This window comes from Pleionea sediminis (genome assembly GCF_007570825.1).
In the GTDB taxonomy this organism is placed as follows: domain Bacteria; phylum Pseudomonadota; class Gammaproteobacteria; order Enterobacterales; family Kangiellaceae; genus Pleionea; species Pleionea sediminis.
Genome location: NZ_SUNB01000009.1, coordinates 35,480 through 56,581 on the forward strand (window position 1 = coordinate 35,480; position 21,102 = coordinate 56,581).

Annotated in this window: 17 protein-coding genes; 11 read left to right on the top strand and 6 right to left on the bottom strand. The window is 39.0% G+C overall.

Features of this window, described 5'->3' with window-relative positions:
• Positions 1-439: 439 nt before the first annotated feature.
• The 3 genes from FAX86_RS20685 to FAX86_RS20695 all read right to left on the bottom strand — a co-directional run bounded on the left by FAX86_RS20685 (position 440) and on the right by FAX86_RS20695 (position 3,078).
• Entirely contained in the window at positions 440-904 is a 465-nt protein-coding gene (locus tag FAX86_RS20685; RefSeq protein ID WP_144395405.1) for a hypothetical protein, read from the bottom strand.
• Positions 905-1,405: 501 nt separating this feature from the next.
• A complete protein-coding gene (locus tag FAX86_RS20690) occupies positions 1,406-2,545 on the bottom strand; it encodes a KOW domain-containing RNA-binding protein (RefSeq protein WP_144395406.1) in 1,140 nt (379 codons plus the stop codon).
• An 11-nt stretch (positions 2,546-2,556) separates the two neighbouring features.
• Positions 2,557-3,078, bottom strand: coding sequence for a type III secretion system chaperone (locus FAX86_RS20695; protein ID WP_144395407.1), 522 nt, complete (start codon positions 3,076-3,078; stop codon positions 2,557-2,559).
• A gap of 542 nt (positions 3,079-3,620) precedes the next feature.
• Between FAX86_RS20695 and FAX86_RS20700 the strand changes: the two genes are divergently transcribed.
• Positions 3,621-4,997: an energy transducer TonB gene (locus tag FAX86_RS20700; protein WP_164503697.1), complete on the top strand. Its 1,377-nt coding sequence runs from the start codon at positions 3,621-3,623 to the stop codon at positions 4,995-4,997.
• A gap of 140 nt (positions 4,998-5,137) precedes the next feature.
• Here the strand turns inward: FAX86_RS20700 and FAX86_RS20705 are convergent, their stop codons facing one another.
• Positions 5,138-5,851 carry a hypothetical protein gene (locus tag FAX86_RS20705; protein WP_144395409.1) on the bottom strand — a complete coding sequence of 238 codons (714 nt, stop codon included), beginning with the start codon at positions 5,849-5,851 and terminating at the stop codon, positions 5,138-5,140.
• Positions 5,852-6,348: 497 nt separating this feature from the next.
• Between FAX86_RS20705 and FAX86_RS20710 the strand changes: the two genes are divergently transcribed.
• Both FAX86_RS20710 and FAX86_RS20715 read left to right on the top strand, forming a co-directional pair.
• Entirely contained in the window at positions 6,349-7,848 is a 1,500-nt protein-coding gene (locus FAX86_RS20710) for a trypsin-like serine protease (RefSeq protein ID WP_144395410.1), read from the top strand.
• A gap of 222 nt (positions 7,849-8,070) precedes the next feature.
• On the top strand, positions 8,071-8,286 hold the full coding sequence (locus FAX86_RS20715; protein WP_144395411.1) for a hypothetical protein: 216 nt from the start codon (positions 8,071-8,073) through the stop codon (positions 8,284-8,286).
• A gap of 306 nt (positions 8,287-8,592) precedes the next feature.
• Here the strand turns inward: FAX86_RS20715 and FAX86_RS20720 are convergent, their stop codons facing one another.
• Positions 8,593-11,895 carry a sialate O-acetylesterase gene (locus tag FAX86_RS20720; RefSeq protein WP_144395412.1) on the bottom strand — a complete coding sequence of 1,101 codons (3,303 nt, stop codon included), beginning with the start codon at positions 11,893-11,895 and terminating at the stop codon, positions 8,593-8,595.
• Positions 11,896-12,272: 377 nt separating this feature from the next.
• Here FAX86_RS20720 and FAX86_RS20725 point away from each other — a divergent pair, with 377 nt between their 5' ends.
• The 3 genes from FAX86_RS20725 (at position 12,273) to FAX86_RS20735 (ending at position 15,733) form a co-directional block, all read left to right on the top strand.
• Positions 12,273-12,695, top strand: a complete 423-nt coding sequence (locus FAX86_RS20725; protein ID WP_144395413.1) for a hypothetical protein — start codon at positions 12,273-12,275, stop codon at positions 12,693-12,695.
• A gap of 282 nt (positions 12,696-12,977) precedes the next feature.
• Complete coding sequence (gene trhA, locus FAX86_RS20730) at positions 12,978-13,673, top strand: PAQR family membrane homeostasis protein TrhA (RefSeq protein ID WP_144395414.1); 696 nt, start codon at positions 12,978-12,980, stop codon at positions 13,671-13,673.
• Positions 13,674-13,912: 239 nt separating this feature from the next.
• Positions 13,913-15,733, top strand: a complete 1,821-nt coding sequence (locus FAX86_RS20735) for a putative bifunctional diguanylate cyclase/phosphodiesterase (protein ID WP_144395415.1) — start codon at positions 13,913-13,915, stop codon at positions 15,731-15,733.
• 27 nt (positions 15,734-15,760) lie between these two features.
• Here FAX86_RS20735 and FAX86_RS20740 read toward each other — a convergent pair whose 3' ends face one another.
• The gene (locus FAX86_RS20740) at positions 15,761-16,204 is read right to left on the bottom strand and encodes a BLUF domain-containing protein (RefSeq protein WP_144395416.1); all 444 of its coding nucleotides are present in this window, start codon (positions 16,202-16,204) and stop codon (positions 15,761-15,763) included.
• A gap of 214 nt (positions 16,205-16,418) precedes the next feature.
• On the opposite strand from FAX86_RS20740, the gene FAX86_RS20745 reads away from it, so the two are divergent.
• From FAX86_RS20745 to FAX86_RS20765, 5 genes are all read left to right on the top strand, one after another.
• The gene (locus FAX86_RS20745; RefSeq protein ID WP_144395417.1) at positions 16,419-17,126 is read left to right on the top strand and encodes a hypothetical protein; all 708 of its coding nucleotides are present in this window, start codon (positions 16,419-16,421) and stop codon (positions 17,124-17,126) included.
• Positions 17,126-18,133: an alpha/beta hydrolase family protein gene (locus tag FAX86_RS20750; RefSeq protein ID WP_144395418.1), complete on the top strand. Its 1,008-nt coding sequence runs from the start codon at positions 17,126-17,128 to the stop codon at positions 18,131-18,133. The genes FAX86_RS20745 and FAX86_RS20750 overlap by 1 nt, the downstream gene beginning before the upstream one ends.
• 16 nt (positions 18,134-18,149) lie before the next feature.
• Positions 18,150-19,271, top strand: a complete 1,122-nt coding sequence (locus FAX86_RS20755; protein ID WP_144395419.1) for a sensor histidine kinase — start codon at positions 18,150-18,152, stop codon at positions 19,269-19,271.
• Positions 19,252-19,956, top strand: a complete 705-nt coding sequence (locus FAX86_RS20760) for a LytR/AlgR family response regulator transcription factor (RefSeq protein WP_144395420.1) — start codon at positions 19,252-19,254, stop codon at positions 19,954-19,956. Before FAX86_RS20755 ends, FAX86_RS20760 begins: the two co-directional genes overlap by 20 nt.
• 389 nt (positions 19,957-20,345) lie before the next feature.
• Positions 20,346-21,056, top strand: a complete 711-nt coding sequence (locus tag FAX86_RS20765; protein ID WP_144395421.1) for a hypothetical protein — start codon at positions 20,346-20,348, stop codon at positions 21,054-21,056.
• Positions 21,057-21,102: the final 46 nt, after the last annotated feature.

The following is a 21,102-nucleotide window of genomic DNA, read 5'->3' on the forward strand; positions in this document are numbered from 1 at the left end:
AAAAATGTATGAATAAAATTTTGATTCGAACGTTAGTGAAGGGGCAGGTAGATTTATTTCAGTATAAGTTTTTTTAAGCTTTATTTGCACTTCGACGTCAATTTATACAATATGAGACGGCTTTCTATCTCGTTATCAAGCGTTTCAAGGCTCGTTCTATATTATTTTTATGGCGAACACTATTGCCGAAACATTTTTCAAATACATAAAGAATTCAATAATAGATTTGACGTTGTCTTTTATGCTTATTGCTTGATGTGTAATCACTATCAAATACTGCATCGAATTGTGTGAGCTATCCGACGAATTAAAATAAAGAACTGATAAAAGCTGACACTAAGTTACTGCTTGATATCAGAGCGATTAGTTGTTTAATCGTTGAATGCACAAAAATGATGAGTCGAGAGCGCATCAAACGCTCCCGACTTGCCTTGATTGCTTAGTTAGCAGGAGCTTCTAAGTCGTGTGTTGTTGGGCAGTATCGATCAACAATGCTTACAAGCATATTTGCGCCATTTCCGATACGCTTTTTACGATCTGAACCGCAAGCACCTGAATCAAACAAAACATATTCTTGTTTATCTAGTGTTGCAGAAATCTCTGTTACAGGAGCATCACAAAGATAGTTTGGTGTTTCTAAAACAATCTCTCTTGATAACATGTTTAATGCAAACCGAATATCTTCGCCTTTATTGTGGCTGTAGTAAGCAATGCTGTCATATGGATATCCATAGAAATAACCGGTTTTAATGACTTCAACATAGTTGTCATAAACATTACATGTTTCAGAAGTTGGCTCGACAGAAAAACCCGATGAACTTGTTTTGGTAATTAATGCATCAGCGTATAAACTACTGCTCAATAAAGAGAAAGTTAATACTGCTACGCTTTTTAAGGAATGCATGTTTTAAACTCCAATGGTTTGTTAAAAATAATTCAAGAAATAGGTTTGGTCGTCGACAACGCGAGCGAGATTATAGGCGTAAAATATTAAATGTAAATGAAAGATAGAAAATATTTACTGGTAGTATCAGATATAAATATTTAAAAGAACTCTTTTTTTAGATGTGTTTTGGTGGTGTGGGTTCTATTAGTTTTTATTTGTTGTTTATTGATAAGTTTAAGGCTGTTTTATAAAGTTTTTCATTGCACTTGATTGTAAGGTTTGAAGTTTGGTTTTAGAAGAGTTTGGATTGCTATTTTATTTATTGTGAAAGAGACTTTAATGTAGAAGGAGTGTTTTGGATGCGACGGTCGATCGATAATGATTTGTCAAAATGAATCTGGCTTACTTGTATAAAAGGCCTTTAGGTTATCTTTTGGAAAGACTTTATTGTTTTGGTACTAATTATACCTATTGTCAGTTAGCGATTGACTAGTGATAGCCAGACTTAGGGAATATTTTCTAGCTCTGGTTTTCAGTTAATTCATTGATCACCGTTCTTAAATGTTGAATGTCTTGCTCGAGTACTAATCGGGCGTTGGCATGCTCTTCATCGTTTTCTAATTGCGATAAATTAAAAATTTTGCTTTTTAACTCAATCAGATTTTTAATGATCTCGATATCATTTTTAATCTTATCTTCCTTTTTACTCCCTGACTTTAGCGCATTTTCCTTTGAAATAAGAAGCCCCTCTAAACTCTGAACGGGAACACCATCTAATTCTTCTTTTTGATCTAGCGACCCATAAGGCATTCTAGAGCGAGTTAGATCAACAGAAACCATTTCTTCTTTAGAATAAGAAACGCTTGTTTTTGAATCGCTGGACTGTTCAAAGACTTTACCGAGGCCAAACCGAGCGTTCTCAAATGCTTCTTGTTTGACTAATAGATCAATGTCGCCAGGATCTCTGAATTCAACGCCTAAACTACCTGCCCAGAGCTTTATGGCACTACTGCCCGTTAGCATCCAATCATTCCCAGCAACTTTGGTCATCTCTTCTGATAAAGCATCTATACATTCTTTTGATATTGAGCCAGTAAGTGCTTGTTTTAGACCTTCTGTGTCCATTGCCTCAGGTAAAGGGGTATCGATAACAAACAATTCAGCAGGGGAAAATTCGACGGGTATTGGATCGCCTCCATCAGACGGTTGGAGATTAACGGTCAATTTATTAGTCATTGGGTCATAGTTGCTAACGACTCCCTTCGAGCCATTCATAATTCCTTTCTTATTCACTTCGACGGTATCGCCAACTTTAGGAATATCGACGAATACAATGTTTTGACTTTCGGCCGCTTCAAGCAGCTGCTTGACTTGCGCTGCATCTAATTCCTCTCCCATATTTTCGTCGAACAGCTTTGCAACCGCCTCCCGACTCTTTGGGCTGGTTGAGTTTTGCAAAATGAGCTTGAGTGTTTCAGCTTTAACCGTTTCTTTTTCTGCGTTGCGTAGTTCCGGCGTTGTTGGTTGTGGCTCCGCTCGATTTTCAGGGTTATGTAGCTCTTCAGCCGTTGCACTTGTTCCTGTGCTTTCAGGTGTTGCTTGATTCGCTAATTGCGCTACATCCGAAAATCGAGCAACAGCAGGGTCTAAGTTTGGCATTTCTACCTCTGTTATACTTTCAGTAAATAGTTGTGATTAATTAGAGTATCTAAAGAGAGTTCGCTTCTAACTTTTGAATTGTTAAGCCCGAAATCATTGCACAGAGTTATCCAGTGTTTTGCCTGCTTATCGAAAGCAATGATTTTGTTTCCGAATTCTTGGAGGGAAAGCTCAAAGGCTATAATTGGAAGAGATAACTCAATTTTCATGTTATTGATCAAACCAAAACTGAAACCTCCGGTTTTTTCCCACAAAGAATTGAAGCCCATTAGTGTCATATAGAATTGATTGAGGAGATGGATTTTTTCGGCATCTTGTTGTAGCTCATTTTTATCGACTCTGAGGTGTTGCGGTAGTTGGATGTCGGTTGATAAGTAGAGTGTGTTTTTAGAGTCGAGCAGTTCGACAAAAGTCTCACGGTCATCACTTATAAAGAGACTCCAATGCTCATTATCATGGCGATAAACACGCTTTAGTTCAAAGCGAGGACCAATTTCTCTCATAATAAGATCGAGCTTTTTAATATTACTCATAAAGTGTGATCAACTTAAACGTTTCAAGAGAGTACAAAATGAATGGTTGGTCCGCATCTTTTCGCTACTCACATTCTATAAACTCATTTCGTTGGCGTGGATAAATTAACAACTCTTGATTCTTGTGTTATCAATTTTAGGTGTTTGATTTGAGAAATTAGGCATGATTTATTACGTTATCGGAAGTCAAAGACCAATGAAGTATACGGTGATTGACTACATTGGCGATGGAATTCAGTGAGGAAAACAGCTCCATTCTATTACATCTGTTATGTAGTAAATATGACAGGTGCGGCTGGGTTCGAGTATCGTTCCTTAAGGAGGTGAACTTAATTGTAATTTTCAGGAATATTAAGAGTAAATAAAGAACAATAGGCAATAAGGTGAAACATGAACTATTCACAGTGTTCATCGGATATTGATATACTAATAATATTGGATGAAAAACAACCTCTGTTCGATAGAATGGTGTAATTATTAACCTGGAATTGCTCAAACGGAGTCTTTATTATTGAGCCGATTTATTATACTTAAGGATGAACATGAAGTATTTAGTCTTATTTTTACTGTTTTTCAGTAGTGCCACTGCTTTTTCCAGCTTTGATGAAGCAATAGCCGACTATGAACAAGGGCACTATCAAAGTGCTTATCAGAAGTTTAAAAATCTCGCTGAAATCGGAAATGCTGCCTCTCAATTTAATCTGGGTGTCATGTATTATCAGGGGCAACATGTTCAGCGTGACGTGAATAAAGCCTATGCTTGGATTAAATTGTCACTTCAAGGTACACGTGATGATGATAATGAATTTTCTCAACGAAAATCGATTCTCGATATTGTTGAAAAAGAAGTAGTGTCTAGTCCTGCTGAGTCTGAGTTTAAAAAGTTAAACAGACAATACGGTTTGAAGGTGTTGGCTGAAACACTTTATCCGAAATTGAAAAGTAAAGAAGCATTTCCTCCTCCCAAAGTTATTCGATCGGTAAAGCCAAGGTTTCCAACTAAAATACAAGGTAAAAGTCGGTCGAGACGACTGGTTGAACAAGAAGGGGTGGTGCGAATGAAGTTTGATATTGATGAGTCAGGACGACCGAGAAATATCGTTGTACTCGACTACTTTCCATCTAAAATATTTATTCAGCCAACAATAACCGCTTTTAAAAATTGGGTTTTTGAACCAGCTAAGTATTCCAATGGAGGCGTTTATTACTACGAGGATGCGCACTATACCTTTGCATACGATTTGACAGGTGGTGTTCTTATGCCACAAAAGCGGCATGTCAAAGAAATACTCAAAGGTGTAGAACAAGGTAATGTAGAATCTGAGTTTCTATACGGATTTATATTGCAGCAGTTCAGAGGATTTCAAGATTCAGAGAACTATAACGATTGGTATTTGAAGGCCGCACTAAAAGGTCATGCTCTGGCTCAATATTCCTTGGGTAAGAATATGGTGTTAGGGAGCAAGTGTGAAGTCGATCAAGAAAAAGGGATCAAATGGCTGACTCGTGCTGTGGCTAACGGTCAATCTGATGCACAACTGGAGTTAGGAAGAATATACGCAAAGCAAATGAGTGAAGCTCAACAAGCCAGGGCGATAAAGCTACTAAAAGATAATATTAAACAAACAAACTCAGATAACGCAAAATTTACTTTATTAAAAATACTTTTGAAATCTCCTTATGAACCATTGCGTGATTACTCATTAGCGCTAGAACTATTAGATTCAATGGAATGGGAGTCAATTTATGATCCGGTAACGCCTTTTGAGTTTCGGAGCTACGCTTATGCTGGACTCGGTGATTACGAGTCGGCTTTTGAAGCTATGAAAGAAGCCGTAGAAACTGCTCGGGATAATGACTATTACTACTTGAAGCTTAAACAAAAACGAAATCAATATAAAAGGCTTCTTGATAAGTAGGTTTATGCTCCGGAGAAACGAACACTTTAAATCTATTCCTTTCTACTTTAGTGAATATCTGTGCCATTTGACAACTCCACTAAATGACACAGGTTATTTCAACGTCATTGATTGTTAATGACCAATGACGTTTACTGAAACTAACAACGTTGACGATGGAATTCTGCTAAAACAACAGCTTCATTCCATTGGATCCAAAGTGCTGCAAGAATAAATGGAGCAGAAGGGTTCCACCATTGCTGCTGAGTTGCCAGAATTTGATTATAAAGATGTGCCGCTTTTACCGTATAATAAACAGCGAGGTCGCAATCCGCTTGGTCTAATGATTTAGTCATATCTCCTGTTGATTTAGGAAAGGGCAGTGACGAATGGTTGATTGTGTTTCTATCAACTTCTGTATTCAAGCTAATTATTTGAGTATTTTCTGCCGATTTCCCCTCAGTCATATTCTTCTCTAAGAGTTTGCAGTCATTTAAAGATAACTGTATTTGCCCTCTTTCTGATTGTAGATAGCCATGACAGGAATCACCTGAAAATACTTTATTGTCCGTTGTAAAATGAGCAATGTCATTAACGTCTAGTGACAAGCTAAAATCTTGCTGAGAAAATTGTTTGGTAAAAAACTGAGAGTGTTGCGCTTTAGCTGAGATAAATAAGTTTTCATTGTTATCGAGCTGTAGCATAAAGGCTAAGTCACCTTCTTTTCCATTATCTGTGTGCACACTAATGTTTGTCTTAGTAATAGTACTTGAGCTTATGGTTGATTCTCCTTTAATCATTACATCGGCGTCAGCATTTGTATTAATACCACCTAGGGCAAATAAAAATATTAAACCCGCTGAAACATTTTTCATATCAATCTCCTGGATACTATAAATTTTTAAGTGTCCGGTTATTCAATTAATAAATTAACCAAAAACCGAGTTTGTGTTGGTGCGCATCAACACGGTCGAGCTTACTAAGAGGCTTAAAACTGAGTCTGTAAGATAGTCTTACAATAATTTAATAAGCGATATTTTAACGGATATAAAATGAAATATTGTTTGAGAAAATATGAATAACAAGCGAGTTTTATCGCTGGTTATTCTGTTAAGAGTTATCCTTTTATATCGAGTGTTTGTTTTAGTGAGTGAAAAATAGCATTTGGTTTTGTATGGGTATAACTGTCATTAATCGCAGGTGTGAGTTTTGTTAATCGCAAAGATGAAAATAAAGGCGATAAATGTGAGATCTGTTTCATTCTTTTATTATATTTTTGTCAGTTGTCATTAATCGTATTGTTAAATCTTACCTAAATTTATAAGTACCTAAACACAAACCAACGCTGACACTGTTAGTGAGGAGGTTTTTTATGCGTACGCCAGTTAGATTTATCTCAATAATTTCAATGAAAAATTTCAAACAATATTTATCGATACTTTTTCTAGTTTTGATGGCTTCTGTATCTTATTCGGAAAATTCAAATGACGATGAGCCGAAGGTTCGCCCGAGTATTGTTGGCGGTGTTGAAGTAACACCGGGCAGTCGAAGTTATCAAGCCATGTTACTTTTTAATGGCCGCCAAGGTTGTGGTGGAACATTGATTGCTGATTACTGGGTGATTACAGCAGCTCACTGTCTTGATAATGCGAATACCAGTAGCTTAACCGTGAAACTTGGTGCTCATTATCGCAACAGTGGCGGAACCACACATCGCGTTAACCAGATAATTCGTCATCCTAATTGGGGAGGCGGCGGTGTTGTTAATGGTTACGATATTGGTCTTTTGAGATTGGCAACTCCGGCAGCGTCTAATTTGAAAAGAGCCAAGCTACCGACATCTGCTATTCAGAATGAATTAGCTTCTCCCGGTAAGTACATCACTGTGTCGGGCTGGGGACGTACTTATAATGGTGGGCCAGCGAGTAATGTGTTGTTAGAAGTCGACTTACCAGTACTTTCGACTCAGCAGTGTCGGCAACAACTTTCTTCATCCATCGATGGAACGGTGATTTGTGGCGGAGGACCGAACAATACTTCGGCCTGTAATGGTGATAGTGGTGGTCCATTTGTGGCAGAAAAAAATGGAACTTTTTATAGTATGGGAACTGTTAGCTGGGGACGAAATTGTCGAGGCGCGACGGCTTTCACTCGTACATTAAGTTATGTCAATTGGATTAAAAACTACGTTGATATTGATGATGGTGATGACGGCGGCGATGATGGTAACGACGATGGCGAGTTATCGAATGGCGTTCCTGTTTCGATCAGTGGAGCCCGAGGTAGCACAAAATACTTTATGATTAATGTACCCAGTGGCGCAAGAAATTTAGTTATCGCAACCTCCGGCGGTAGTGGTGATGCCGACCTTTATGTGAAGTTGGGACGTCGGCCAACGGAGAACGATTATGACTGCCGCCCCTATCAAAATGGCAATCAAGAAAGTTGTGACTTTGCGCAAGCCCGAGGCACTTATCACATTATGGTGAAAGGCTGGGCTGACTATCGAAGTGTGACTTTACGCGCGAGTTACGAGTCTGACGATGATGATGGAGACGACGGTGGTGTAACGCCCATTAACTCGGTAATAAGAAATATTAATATTCAGCAAGGAACCTGGAAGCGTTATGTATTGGATCTTCCTGCAGGATATTCACAACTTCAATTTTCAATTTCCGGCGGAAATGGTGAAGTCGATATGTACATCAATTATGGCCGTCAATCAACGTTTAGCGATTACGACTGCCGTCCGTATAAGTGGGGCAATAACGAAAGTTGTGGTTTCTCTAGCCCACGTGCAGGACGTTGGTATATTGATTTATACGGTTACTACAATTCTCAAGGATTAACCTTGACGACTCGAGCTAATTAAGTTACTTCGAAACCGACTCATTGCGCCTCGTTCTATTATACGGAAGAGGCGTTTTTTTAGCTATTTTCTTAAGGCTCGAGAAATTTTTATATCGAGCTGAAGAATTTAATTATCTTTTAATAGCGGTAACTGTTAGATTGAAAATTGAAAGTAGATATTACTCTGAGATCAGAAAGTAAACAGAGTTGTGAGGAATTAAATGTAACTTTTCAGGGCTAGATAATGGGAATTATTATTTCATATATCATCGGTGCATTATTTATTCTGTTACCGAAAATCATGGGTAAAGTTATTGCTGAGCTGCTAGCCCTTATTTCAACACCAAGATTTGGCCGGCCTCCTGACGATCAAATAAATGCGAGACCTATTTTCTCAATACTTATTGGGGTGGTTATTTTAAGTATCACCGCTGCCATTCAATTAAACAGTCAAAATTAACCTCTCTTTGATGAAATAGTGCTTGATCTGCCGACATAAAAAAGAATTTGAAATATGGAAATGGACATTTCGCAGACTCAGACTATAAAACAGCAATTAGTTCAATTAAAAAAACATACACTCTCGACAGAGTGTTTTTAAAAGAATAAGGTTCTTATCGTGGGTGGTTTTTCTTTGTCATTAGATACGTTATAAGTTAGATATAGATTAAAGCGATACCGATAAAAATACATGGTAACTTAATGCCGGTTACCATGTATTAAATTACTCGCATTCGGTTGTCTGCTTAAACCATTTTTCTGTAAATCAATTCGGCCAGCGCGTTAATTCTTTCGCATTATTTTCAAAACCATTTATTTCTGCATCAGGCGTTAGATATAAAATGACCGATTCAATTTCGCCTAGCGTTGCAGGCAGGTTTATCGCTCGAGTGTACAAACTTCTGGACGATAAGGGATCTTGAGTAGTGTCCCATTCAATGGGCAACATCACTAATCTTTCACGCCCACCTTGCTGAACTTTTACTGTTAAGTCGCACCCTTGTGACGGACAATAAATAGTTTTCGCACGATTTCTATCGTAATCGGACTGAGGATCAAACAAATCGATGGTTCCGGATAAATACGGACCGATTGGTGGGTAGATCATAGTGACGTCTGGTTTTGCACCGCTTGCTGCTACCATAACGCTGTAAACATTGATGTCTCGATTGACAGGGTACTGCACTCCATTGTTGTTAACAGAAGAGGTGTAATCGCCTGTTTGTTCGTTCCATTTGGCAAAGCTATTTAATTGACCGTTCCACTTGACCATGTGACGTTGAAGATAGTTTCGCATTTGGTTGACGGAATAATCGGAGAAATGTCGCAAGTAATAACCTTGTTCTTGATCCCCTTGACCACCACCTTGCATGGGATCCATTTTATAGGTGCCAGGAACGCCTCCGACAGCATTGTCTTGCACTGTGGGAGGAATAAAATTTCCCGTTCTTAAATCGAATGCCCAAGCAGGACCTGCGTGCGTCAAATTATAATTGTTAGGAGCCGGTATGCCATGCATATCTCCTTTGTAAGGATACTGATTGCTATTGCCCCAATGTGGTAATGACAAAGCGTGTCCCAATTCGTGATGTAAAATTCCTAAGCCGGTGCCATTCCCAACACCTTTGAATCCGCCAGCTTGTCCTCCCGCATTAACACCATAAATATTTAGATAATATAAACTGGTTTGTCGTGCTCCACCGGCGGCTTGCAATGCATTAATCCATTGCAATGCCGCTGCTTGTTCGCCATCAAAATTTAGTCCGGTTTGATCTTTGTAGTCTTGCTTTGAAATGACTTTGGCTGCAGCGACACCTGCTCTTGGTGGAATCACTAACTCTTCAAAAACAAGGTTATTGATTCGACGCAATTCGATGTCTGAAACGGGCCATTTCGATTCCAGTTCGCTTAACCAGTCTTGTGGATAGTCTCGGTTCGTGTAGTTGAAGTAATGAACATCGAACATGTTCATAATGACTTTGTTGGGTGCTGTTACTTTTATTGAATTTAATTCGTATGAGTCATTGCCCGCGATTACTTTCAAACGAAGTCCGGGTTGAATCCACTCTTTAGGGATGGTGGCTGTAAAGCTGTCATCGTATTTGTGTTGAACGCTTCCGAGAGTCGAATCAAATTGCGTTGGGACGGTGTTTGGCCCTTGCATTGTTAAGCGAGTTGTTCGTCCATTTAAAAACAAGGTAGTTGTTACTTCTGGTGACGGCGTATTGGCTTCATTGGTAATAACTTGAACTTTCAGCAAGGCTACTCGATCGCTCACTAATCCGAACAAATCACTGGTGGGTTCTAGTACATGATTTTGCGCAAAGTAAACGTTTTGTATGGATACATTGCTACTTTTGGCTTCAATTTTCATACTATCCAAATTGGGACCGGCATTAATTGCCTGTACTCGAAAAGAATGTTGTCCCTTCGGTAAGTAAACGTCGTAACTTGCGTTCCCCCAGGTTGTCCAACTGCCGGTGCCCGAAAAAGGTAAGTCTAAAATTTCATTTCCATTGAGTAGCAGTTTGGAGTTTCGCGTACCGCGTAAGTTGGCGTAACGAAAACTTAGAGTGTAGGTTCCATCTTCAGGAATAGTAATCGCCGGCCATTCGACGTAACTGCCAGCGCCGCCATAATCGACAAAGCCACGACCCGAGTAGCCAGGATGAACGTCGGTAACTCTTGCATCATTGAGTTGAGTATTATCTTCTGCTTCATAAAGATTACTTTGAATGAGCTCTAACGTCATGTGATCTAAATTGGGTCCACCATTGATCGCCTCGACTCTTAATGCATGTTGGCCGTTAGGTAAATAAACTTCATAACTGACGGTTGCCCAATTCGTCCAACTGCCCGTTGAATTGAAGGGTAATTCGAGTATGGCGTTGTCATTTAGAAACAGTTGCGAGTTTCGAGAGCTAGAACCATTGGCATAGCGAAAACTGATTTGATAGTAACCGGCGGTATCGATATTAATACTGGGCCATTCAACAAAACTTCCCGCCCAGCCAAAATCAATAAATCCTCGTCCAGTGAAACCGGCATGATTGTCAGCAAAAGACGATTGATTTAAAACCGTATTCTCTTCGGCTTCATAAAGATTATCGCCGCAAACGGTTGTTGAATCTGAAGATTTACATTGAATGTCAACCAAGGCTTCTGCGAGTGATTCGCCGATTTTATAATAGGTTTCTGCATTGGAGTTCCAGTGGTAACCTTGCGAGCTAGGCGATACATCGGCATCTCTGTAAAAATCACGAGTGTCGATGGTTGCGACGTTCTTTGAGCTAAACAATCCGGGATCATTCGGTACCGCCAGTTGTGCTTCCATTAATGATAATGCTCTTGGGTGTGTTTCGCTCCAACCCGACATGCCCGTTGTAGCGATGATAAACGGTAAGTCGTTTTCACCAAACTCAGCTCTTAAATCGTTAATCAAATTGACGCAATTAAATAGATATTCATCGTTTGCAGATTGATTGACCCGATCGTTCCAGCCTTGATGCCATCCTACACCTGCGAGTTGGTAACCCTGACCTTGATAATTCGGAACATGGTTTTGAAGATTATTAAGCACTTCATGAATACGATTGATCATCAGTGTGTAGTATGGGCCTATATTACCGCCAGAGCTGGGTGGTCGAAAATCGGTTTGTAAACTCTTTCCACCCCAGGCTGTTTTGATGATTAATACTGGGTTCTGCAAAGCGTCTCCAACAACATGGCCAAACTGTAACTCTGGACCAATCTTGTTGGTTTTAACCGTTAATGGTCCTGATGTCGTTAAATCGGCTAGCCAAACATCGTCGCGAGTTACCCAGTTGCCTTGCTCAGTGACTAGGTGTTGATATTCCCCTTTTGTCGAATCGTGAGTGACTAAATACTGCAAGGTTCCCATACCATCATTCTTGTCCATTTGATTTTGATTCGGGGTAACAATGCCTTGTCCTTGCATATTTGACTGCCCCGCCAAGATAAAGACTTTTACTGGTAATGACTGATTGTTTGCAGTGACAGAAAAACTAAGAACACAAAATAAAAGTATGAGCAATTTTCGTTGTAACATTATCCACTCCTATATGAGGTGATAACCTCATGAATGCTTAGTACGATTGACAATTGATTGAAACGAAACTGACAAGTGAGAAAGTAAGATTGTATGAAAAAGATTAACGCTAACTATTTTGATAAACTGAGACTAAAGTCTAATTTGAAAGCATCTTGAAATTTAATTAATTTTATTACACGATAAAGCTCGACTCTATGTGAAGTCGATTATAACTTAATGGTTTAAATGCTGGCCCGAGATTTTCCAAAGTAAAAAATAATACTAGAGAAATGATCGAAAAGATCATTTAAACCATTCCGTTTATTGTGTTTTTAAATACTTCGTGTAATCGGCTACAATAATGAGATTAATTAACCTTTTCGTGAATAGAAGAAATGCATCGCTCAATCGATATCTATAAAAAATGCCTAATAGCCTCTTTGCTATTAGTAATCGTTAGTTGTAGCGGTTGGGAAAACGATATTATTTTCAGTAATTTTAGCAATGTCGATATTTATAGTCTTGTGTTGAAATCGGATGGTCATGAATATGATTTTGGCGCGGTAAACTATGGCTATTCTCAAACAAGCTTAATAAAGTCATTCGACTTATCAAGTGGAGTGGTACTTCACTGGACCGATTTTGATGGGAAAGAATTTGGGGTTTCGATCAACGGAGATTTTTTCAGTGTTAAAAATGAAGGTACTTACCGGTTTGTTTTAGTCGACGATGGATTAAAACTTAATGTCGAGAAGTACAATGGTGAGCAGTTGATTGAAAAAGTAGCTATTGAGGTTAAAAAAGTCAATAAAGACTAGTTTATAGAGAGACTCTTTATACGTCCTTATAGAAAAGTTGCTCTGTTTACCTAGGTGAGCGTCGATATGATGAGTAAAAAAATTAATTCTATTTGTGCGATCAAGTTTTCTTTATCCTCTAAGAATTGATTTTTAAGTTCTCTTTGTCATATTTAGAATGCGCTCTAATTAACAACTTGATTCTTATTTAGTTCTATACTTTGCAATTGTTTGCTACCATAAATTCAAAATGAGTTAGACTTCACGCGCGTGAGGTTTCAAAAATAATACAGCCTTCGAAACATGAATATTTTACCGATTCCAGGATTTAGCGAACCTTTTAGTGCAATCAGTCACTTGATAGCAGCCGGTTGTTTTTTTGTGATTGGTATTCGTCTTATTTGCCGGGCGAGAGGGGAGTTAGAACGACTGTCTACGGTCAGTATTTATGTCTTTTCGGTGGTGTTTCTCTTATCTATGAGCGGTGTTTTTCATTTATTGGAACCTGGTAGCATTGGACGGGAAGTGCTGCAACGTTTGGATCATGCTGGAATTTTTGTCTTAATCGCTGGAACATTTACCCCAATACATGGCATTCTTTTCCATGGTTTCTGGAGTTGGGGATTTCTTGTTTTTATTTGGGGACTGGCGATTTTAGGGCTTACCATAAAAACCATTTTCTTCCACGATTTAGCCGAGTGGATAGGTTTGTCCATTTATATTGGTTTGGGATGGTTGGGAATTATCTCCGGATTTTTGACCCATCGACTTCATGGATTTAAGGTCATCAAACCATTAATGTTTGGCGCTTTTGCTTACACTTTCGGCGCTATGATGGAATTCATGAGAGTTCCGACAATTATTCCTGGTGTTATTGGACCTCATGAGTGTTTTCATATTGCCGTTATTGCGGGAATTGCCTGGCATTGGCAATTTATAAATAACTTTTTAAAACAACCGCATTTGCATGCTTCGTCGTTCGACAGAGTATCGATTTAACTCGGTTACTCGTCGATAACTGAGTATCCCAGTTCTCTATTCGGTAGAGATTTAAGCTGAATGCCAGTAAGGCGGAAGTGATTCAGCTCCCTATGTTTACCTTGTCTATGATGTCCTGGTGTTAGCCGATTCTTTGAAAGTCTTTTTTATTGCGGTTTCCAAGCACGTAACAGTGCACAAAAGTTCATTTTTAACTACATTTAGATAGGAGTAGAACAAACGGTTTCAAAGAGGTTTATTTGATTGTAAAGCTCGGTTTTTCAAAGCCTTTGGCCATTGCCATGCACATCGCGGCTTTTGTGCCAATTTTGGTCTATGGATTACACCATATTTTCAATGAAGTAGCACTACTCGGATGGCTACTACTCGCCAATGATCTCATCTTAGTTTTCTCTTTTCATGCGACCTTGAAAGATCTGGATTTGGACATCTATCTCAAGGGATTTGTCATGAGTATGACAGTCACAATAGCGGTAGTTTGCTACTATCTCGGTCTTCGTGGAGTGCTCTTCGTCTTTCCGTTGTTGACTTCCTATTTCTATTCCTTTGAGTATAAAACGGCGCTCTTGTTTAGTGTTATTGCGTCCGCTATTTGCATGCTAGCTGCGCTCAATAGCATCGAACCTGAGATGGTGGCTCGTATTAGTGTCGGAGTGAGTTTAACCATTTTCTTTAATGCGAGCTTTTCTGCATTGCTTCATAAACAAAATCGTTCATTGCAAGTGGAAGCTGATCAGGACTTTTTGACTGGTATTTCTAATCGTCGAAGCTTTAACGCGTGTTTGCAAAGAGAAATTGCTCAAGCCAATAAAGACGGACGGTTTTTAGCGCTGTTTTATATTGACTTAGATGATTTTAAGCGAATTAATGATAACTATGGTCATACGGTGGGGGATGAAGTATTAAAGCAGGCGAGTCAACGCCTGGTTAACTCGGTCAGATCGACCGATCGAATGACATCCATGGACGATGAAAAAAGTGACATCGCACGATACGCAGGCGATGAGTTTGCTTTGGCGGTTACGCACATTAACTCTATCGATCAAGTCAATAAAATATTAGACAGAATATTAGAGTCGCTCAACAAGCTTTATGAGATCGACAATTTAGTTTTCAAAGTTGGCTCTAGTATTGGTGTTGCAATTTCTGGCTCTGATGGTCAATCGGCAGAAGAGTTATTAAAAAATGCTGATGCAGCAATGTTTGTTGCGAAATCTAATGTTAATAAACAGTATCAATTTTTTAATGAGGATATTTCTAATCAGATAATTGTTAAACAAAGCATCGAGAAAGCCATTGAAGATGCACTAGAAAAGGAAGAGTTTTTTCTTGTTTTTATGCCGATGTATGAAACGAACTCGCTCAGTATATGTGGTGTAGAAGTATTATTGCGGAGTACAAATCCGATTTTACAGAAATATGGGCCCGACAAATTTATTCCCGTCGCTGAACAGAGTGGATTAATCTTTGATATTGACCTTTGGGTCATAGAAAGTGTGCTAAAGAAAATTGAAGAAATCAATCAGATGGGAACCGGTGAGAAACTTCTGTTTTGCATTAATATTTCTGCAAGTGAATTGGGAAATGAACGAATAATAGATGACATCAAAAAGATTTTCGAAAAATACACGGTCGCACCTGAACAAGTCGAGCTGGAAGTAACAGAAACCAGTTTGATCAATATCGACGAAAAAACCATTGATATTCTGAATCAACTGAAGTCTTATGGCTTTCGCTTATCGTTAGATGATTTCGGAACTGGATACACTGCATTTAATCAATTAGCCAGTTATCCCGTTGATACATTAAAAGTGGATCGCTCATTTGTGAACATGATTGGTAACTCCAGCGACTCTAATAGCTCTATGGTGAATGTTGTGACTTTGTTAGCGAGCCTGTATGAGTTAGAAATTGTTGCTGAAGGAGTCGAAACTCAAGAACAGTTGAATTACTTGAGAGCAATTAGCTGTCATTATGTACAAGGCTATTTTTTAAGCAAGCCAGTGGAGTGGCAACACTTCCTTGAGCTATTGGCGACAAATAAAACTCTTCTCAATTAAATCGGGCGATTAAAACAGACCGATAATTTAAGACACTTGAAGAATTTCGTTAATATTGGGTTCGTTTAAGAGCTCTCTTAATAGCGAGTGAAAACCTTCAGTGTCTAACTCTATGAGATGTTTCATATATTTAGTGAGTTTTTCGATATTTTCTGTATTAAAGAGGCTCGGGTGTGCAAGATTGATGGGCTGCATATTCCACTGGTTATATTGTCGAGAGCTACATTCTTCCTTAATTAATATCTTCACATCGGAATGGCGTTTATCTTGGGAAATAATTCTCATTAGGTTTTCAACATCTTCTGGTTCACCTTCAATAGTTTGCAAAAAATGTTGGTTGTTATGTATGAGAACTCCGGATATTCCATGTCGGCAGTTATTTTGCAGCGACGCCTTATAAATATCTGCTAAGTCAGCCCTGAAATTTTCAGGTTTCCCTGTGTAAGTACTTGAATAAGTTAATGAAATCATAATATATTTTATATGGCCTGAACGTTATTTAGCCTCTGTTTGTATAAATATAGTCTAATTTATAGGCAAAAGAATTTTCTTTAATTATGTTCAGTACTTTTAATCATATAGGATTACCGCTTACATCGAATTTTGACCACTTTTCATATAACGAGCTGCTTGGGCAAAGGAAGGTGTCATAGTAAACTCATCATTCAAAACTAAAGGAAACAAAATGATGAAACGATTCCTACTCCTTGCAACGATCGTTGTTTGTATGTGTGCTAATGTCAGTCTTTTTGCCGAAGCCTCCGTTGCTGGAGATTGGCATGCGACGATAAAACTGCCTAGCACCGAATTACCCCTTGTTATCCACTTAAAGTCGTCGGAATCGGGCTGGAGCGGAACGCTCGATACTCCATCACAAGGCGGTTTCGGTATTCCCATGACAAAAGTTGATGTGTCGGAAGGACAGCTGACTTTTGAAATAGCCAGTTTGTATATTCATTACGAAGGTAAAGTCTCAGGTGATAAGAAGACTATTCAAGGAACCTTTATGCAAGGTGCGCCCATACCGCTGACTTTTTCTCGCCCTGAAGACAAACGCTCAAGTCGATTAAAAACGAGCGAGTCCGCAGCGGTTGTAGGAACTTGGAGTGGTGTCATAAAAATACCGAATTATCCGCTCACTTTGGTCATTCATGTTTCTGAGGATGGCAGCAAACTTACGGCAAAGGCAGAAAGTCCCGATCAGCATAGTAATACTTTTCCAGTCGATACGGTTGAACTTAATGATGGAAAATTTTCATTTGCCATGAATAAACTCGACGCGTCTTACGATGGGGTGTTACTTGAAGATGGTAAATCGATAGAAGGGATCTTTACGCAAAAAGGAAATCAATTCTCTCTGAACCTGACACCTGGGCGTGTAAAAAAAAATTGATGAATCGTCCGCAAACACCGAAACCACCATTTGATTACATCACTGAGTCGGTTTCGGTGACAAACCAAAAAGACAATGTGACTCTGGCTGGAACATTATCCATTCCTAAAGGACACATTAAGGCAACGGCCATTTTAATCACGGGGTCTGGTCCACAGGATAGAGATGAAACGATATTGGGTCATAAACCATTTGCTGTTATTGCTGATCATTTGACGACTCATGGAATTGCAGTATTAAGGATGGACGATCGCGGTGTTGGTCAATCAACGGGACGGTTTGGGGAAGCAACAACACATGATTTTGCGACTGATATTAGTGCTGCTGTTGATTTTTTAAAGCAGCGCAATGACATTCCGGCCAAGAAAATTGGACTTATCGGTCACAGTGAAGGTGGAATGGTAGCGCCAATGGTTGCTTCACGCAGGGATGATATCGCCTTTTTAATCTTACTGGCGGGCCCTGGCATCACTATCGACAAACTCTATTCCGAGCAGCGCTATTTAATTCTCAAAGCCAGTGGTATCGATGAGTCTGTTTTGAATTCGGTTTATCGTGGAGAGAAAAGACTGTTTAAAGAAATTCGTGAGTTGCCAATTGATAAACCAATTAGTGATAGCATTAAAGCGGAATTAAGAGAGCTTCATTCTGTTTTTGGAACGAATAATGATTCTGCTAACCAGTTAATTGAGTTTATATCAACACCCTGGTTTCGTTATTTTATGACGTATAATCCAGAAGACTATTTTCGAGATATTACTATTCCTGTACTGGCGCTCAATGGAACTCTTGATCTTCAAGTTGCGGCAGAATCGAATTTAAATGGGTTACAACAGCTGTTCGAGAAGTACGGATACAAAGATTATACCATCAAGCCCTTGAAACAACTTAACCACTTATTTCAAACCGCTAAAACAGGTAATGTTAATGAGTACCGTCAAATAGAAGAAACATTTTCTCCTGTTGCGCTCAATGAAATGACAACTTGGCTGGAAAAACGATTTTGAGGTCAACTAAATACTGATGCAACTACTAGCGGCTCCCAAAACAAATAAAACATTCTGGCTCTACCATATTATGGGGTGGAGCTTTATTTCTATATTGAATTTTGTTAACCGACAAAGTTTTAACGTTGAGCCGCTTTCTCACGGTGTAGTCTCGTTAGCTTTGATGATCATTATTAATGGAACCATCTGTTTGTTGTTTCGTGAAATGCTTTATCGATTCAAAATAATTTATCTTCGTCTCGGAATACAATGGATATTTTTAGTCTTTGGCGCAGCGTTCTGGGGATTTGTATCAAGCTTCTTGATGCTTTACGCACTGGGTGCTTATTACTGGCTAATGGGATATTCATCGTCGATAGTGTTTTTTATGAACCAGGTCTTTGCCAATTGGCTAGTCATCGGTATTATGACTTTTTTGTGGGCGATCATATATACATTGGCAAACCATTTTTACCAATTACAAAAAGTAAAAGAAGAACACGATGCATTAAATTTGAAGTTGAAAGAAGCAGAGTTGAGTACTTTATTGGGGCAGTTAAATCCGCACTTTCTATTCAATGCGCTCAATAATATTCGAAGCTTAATGTTAATTGATAAGCATAAAGCGCGAGAAATGTTGACGGCATTATCCGAGCTTTTACGATACTCTTTGCGCTCGAATAAACAACCGTTTCGAACGCTCGACGAAGAAGTGATTATTGTTCGCCACTATATTGAACTAGCAAGAATTCAATACGAAGAGCGATTAAACTATCAAGAGGATATCGATAGTGCATTGGGTGATGTTGCTATTCCGTCTATGATAGTTCAGTTACTGGTTGAGAATGCGGTACGGCACGGTATCGATAAACATTTAGGTGCTGGCAGTTTGAGTTTGGAAATAAAGCAAAAGAATGCAAACTTAGTTGTTAAAGTTCTCAATCCAGGTGAGCTAGATTCATCGAGAGAAGACAAGGACAGTCATGGCATTGGTTTGCAGAATATTCGACGTCGTTTGGAACTCAGTTATGGTCAACAAGCTTCTTTGTCTGTAAGAGAGTGTTTTAATGCCAATGAAGTAAAGCAAGTCGAGGCAATAATGACGTTGCCATTAAATGATACAAGAGATTTAGAAAAAGATGAAAGCACTGATCGTTGAAGATTCCAGGTTAGCTCGATTGGAATTGATTGAGCTGTTAAAGCATCATGCTTTTGTAGAGGTAATAGGTGAAGCATCCAATGTTACTGATGCGGTAGAAATGGCCAGTAGTTTGCGACCGGATTTGCTATTACTCGATATTAACTTACCTGATGGCACTGGATTTGATGTACTTAAACAATTATCGTCAGTTCCACAGGTGATATTTACAACCGCTTATGATGAGTTCGCAATTAAAGCATTTGAAGTGAATGCCCTTGATTATTTGATGAAACCAATCCACCCCGAGCGATTGGCCAAAGCACTCGACAAACTGGATCGTTCGGCAGAAAAAGAAAAAAGTGAGTCGTTATCTGAAGACAGTAAAGTCTTTGTTAAAGATGGCCAGAAATGTTGGCTGGTCAAAATAAAAGAAATTCGTTACTTTATGAGTTCGGGCAATCATGCACAGGTGTTTTTTGACAACGTAAAGCCATTTATTTATCAGTCACTCAGTAAGCTGGAAGAAAAGCTTCCGTCGCAATTATTTTTTCGTGTGAGTCGGCAGTTTATAGTGAACCTCAATGAAATTAAATCGATCGATCCTTGGGATAATGGAGGTTTTGTATTAACCATGACGGATGAGCGAGAAATTGAAGTTTCACGCCGCTATGCATCGATATTAAGAAGTGCATTGTCTATTTGATGCCAATTTTTTATTGATTGGTATTATTCTTTTTTATACTTACTCATTCAATTGAGTATCCTTAAATCTCATTAGCCAAGCGTATCTTTTTTTTGTTATGGTGCTCAGGCAATGCACTGTAAAAAATAAGGCGTTGATTGTGAAAGTTTGAATTGCGTCACAAAACTTTTAAGTTAGTGATTCATTGAACATGGTCCTCGTTGAGCACAAGGGAGGAAAGGAATGAAAAAAATTTTAACGATAATGTTAATTCTAGCATTAAGCGCGTGTGGTGGTTCAAGTAATCGAACACCGAATAATTGGGATCAAATGTCGTGGGATAAAGGGGAGTGGCAATAATGAAATATAATCACAAAAAAGGTTTGTTCTTATTATTAGTGGGAACTTGTATGAGTCTGTCCTCGACTGCGAGTGAACTTACGATTCCTAACACATTTCAATCGGGTGAAAAGGCGTTAGCTTCAGAGGTTAACGATAACTTCACTGCTACAGCAACTGCAGTTAATGATAATGATGCTCGTATTGTAGCGCTGGAAGCTGCCGTAAGTGCACTTACCCAGCGAGTTGAAACTCTTGAGTCGTCGTTTGTCTCGTCGGCGGAATATTTTGGTACCGACTTATTCTTCTTACAAAATGATGCAAACGGAACACTACTCATTCCTGTTGTAGAAGGCAATCAGTCCAGCTCCAGTTCAATACAAACGAATTATGAATATGCTGCGGTTCCTGGATTAGATACTGTTTCGTTTGACGTCGCAGATGATAACACGACTGTCATTATTCAAGCTTCTGGCGAGGCATATCTAAATACCTTTAGTGCTTACAGCAGTTTGAGTGTTGCCATTGAGATAAATGGTGAAATACCTGACTTAGGAGCACAGCAAACACATCGTATGGTGTCTGATGACAATCTATCTGGTGGTGGTGCTGTTTGGGATATACGTGTTCCCGTTCAATTAGATGCAGGGACACATACATTTTCTGTTTTGGTAAAAGGAACGAATCAAAACCAAAGCCAGATCGTCATCGATGGCCGTTCTCTTGAAGGGTATGACGGACGAGTAAAGACCTCAATTCTACAAATTAATAGCGGGAACTAACTCAGGTAAAAAGTCGTGCGTTGAATGATTCAATGTCCGGCTTCTT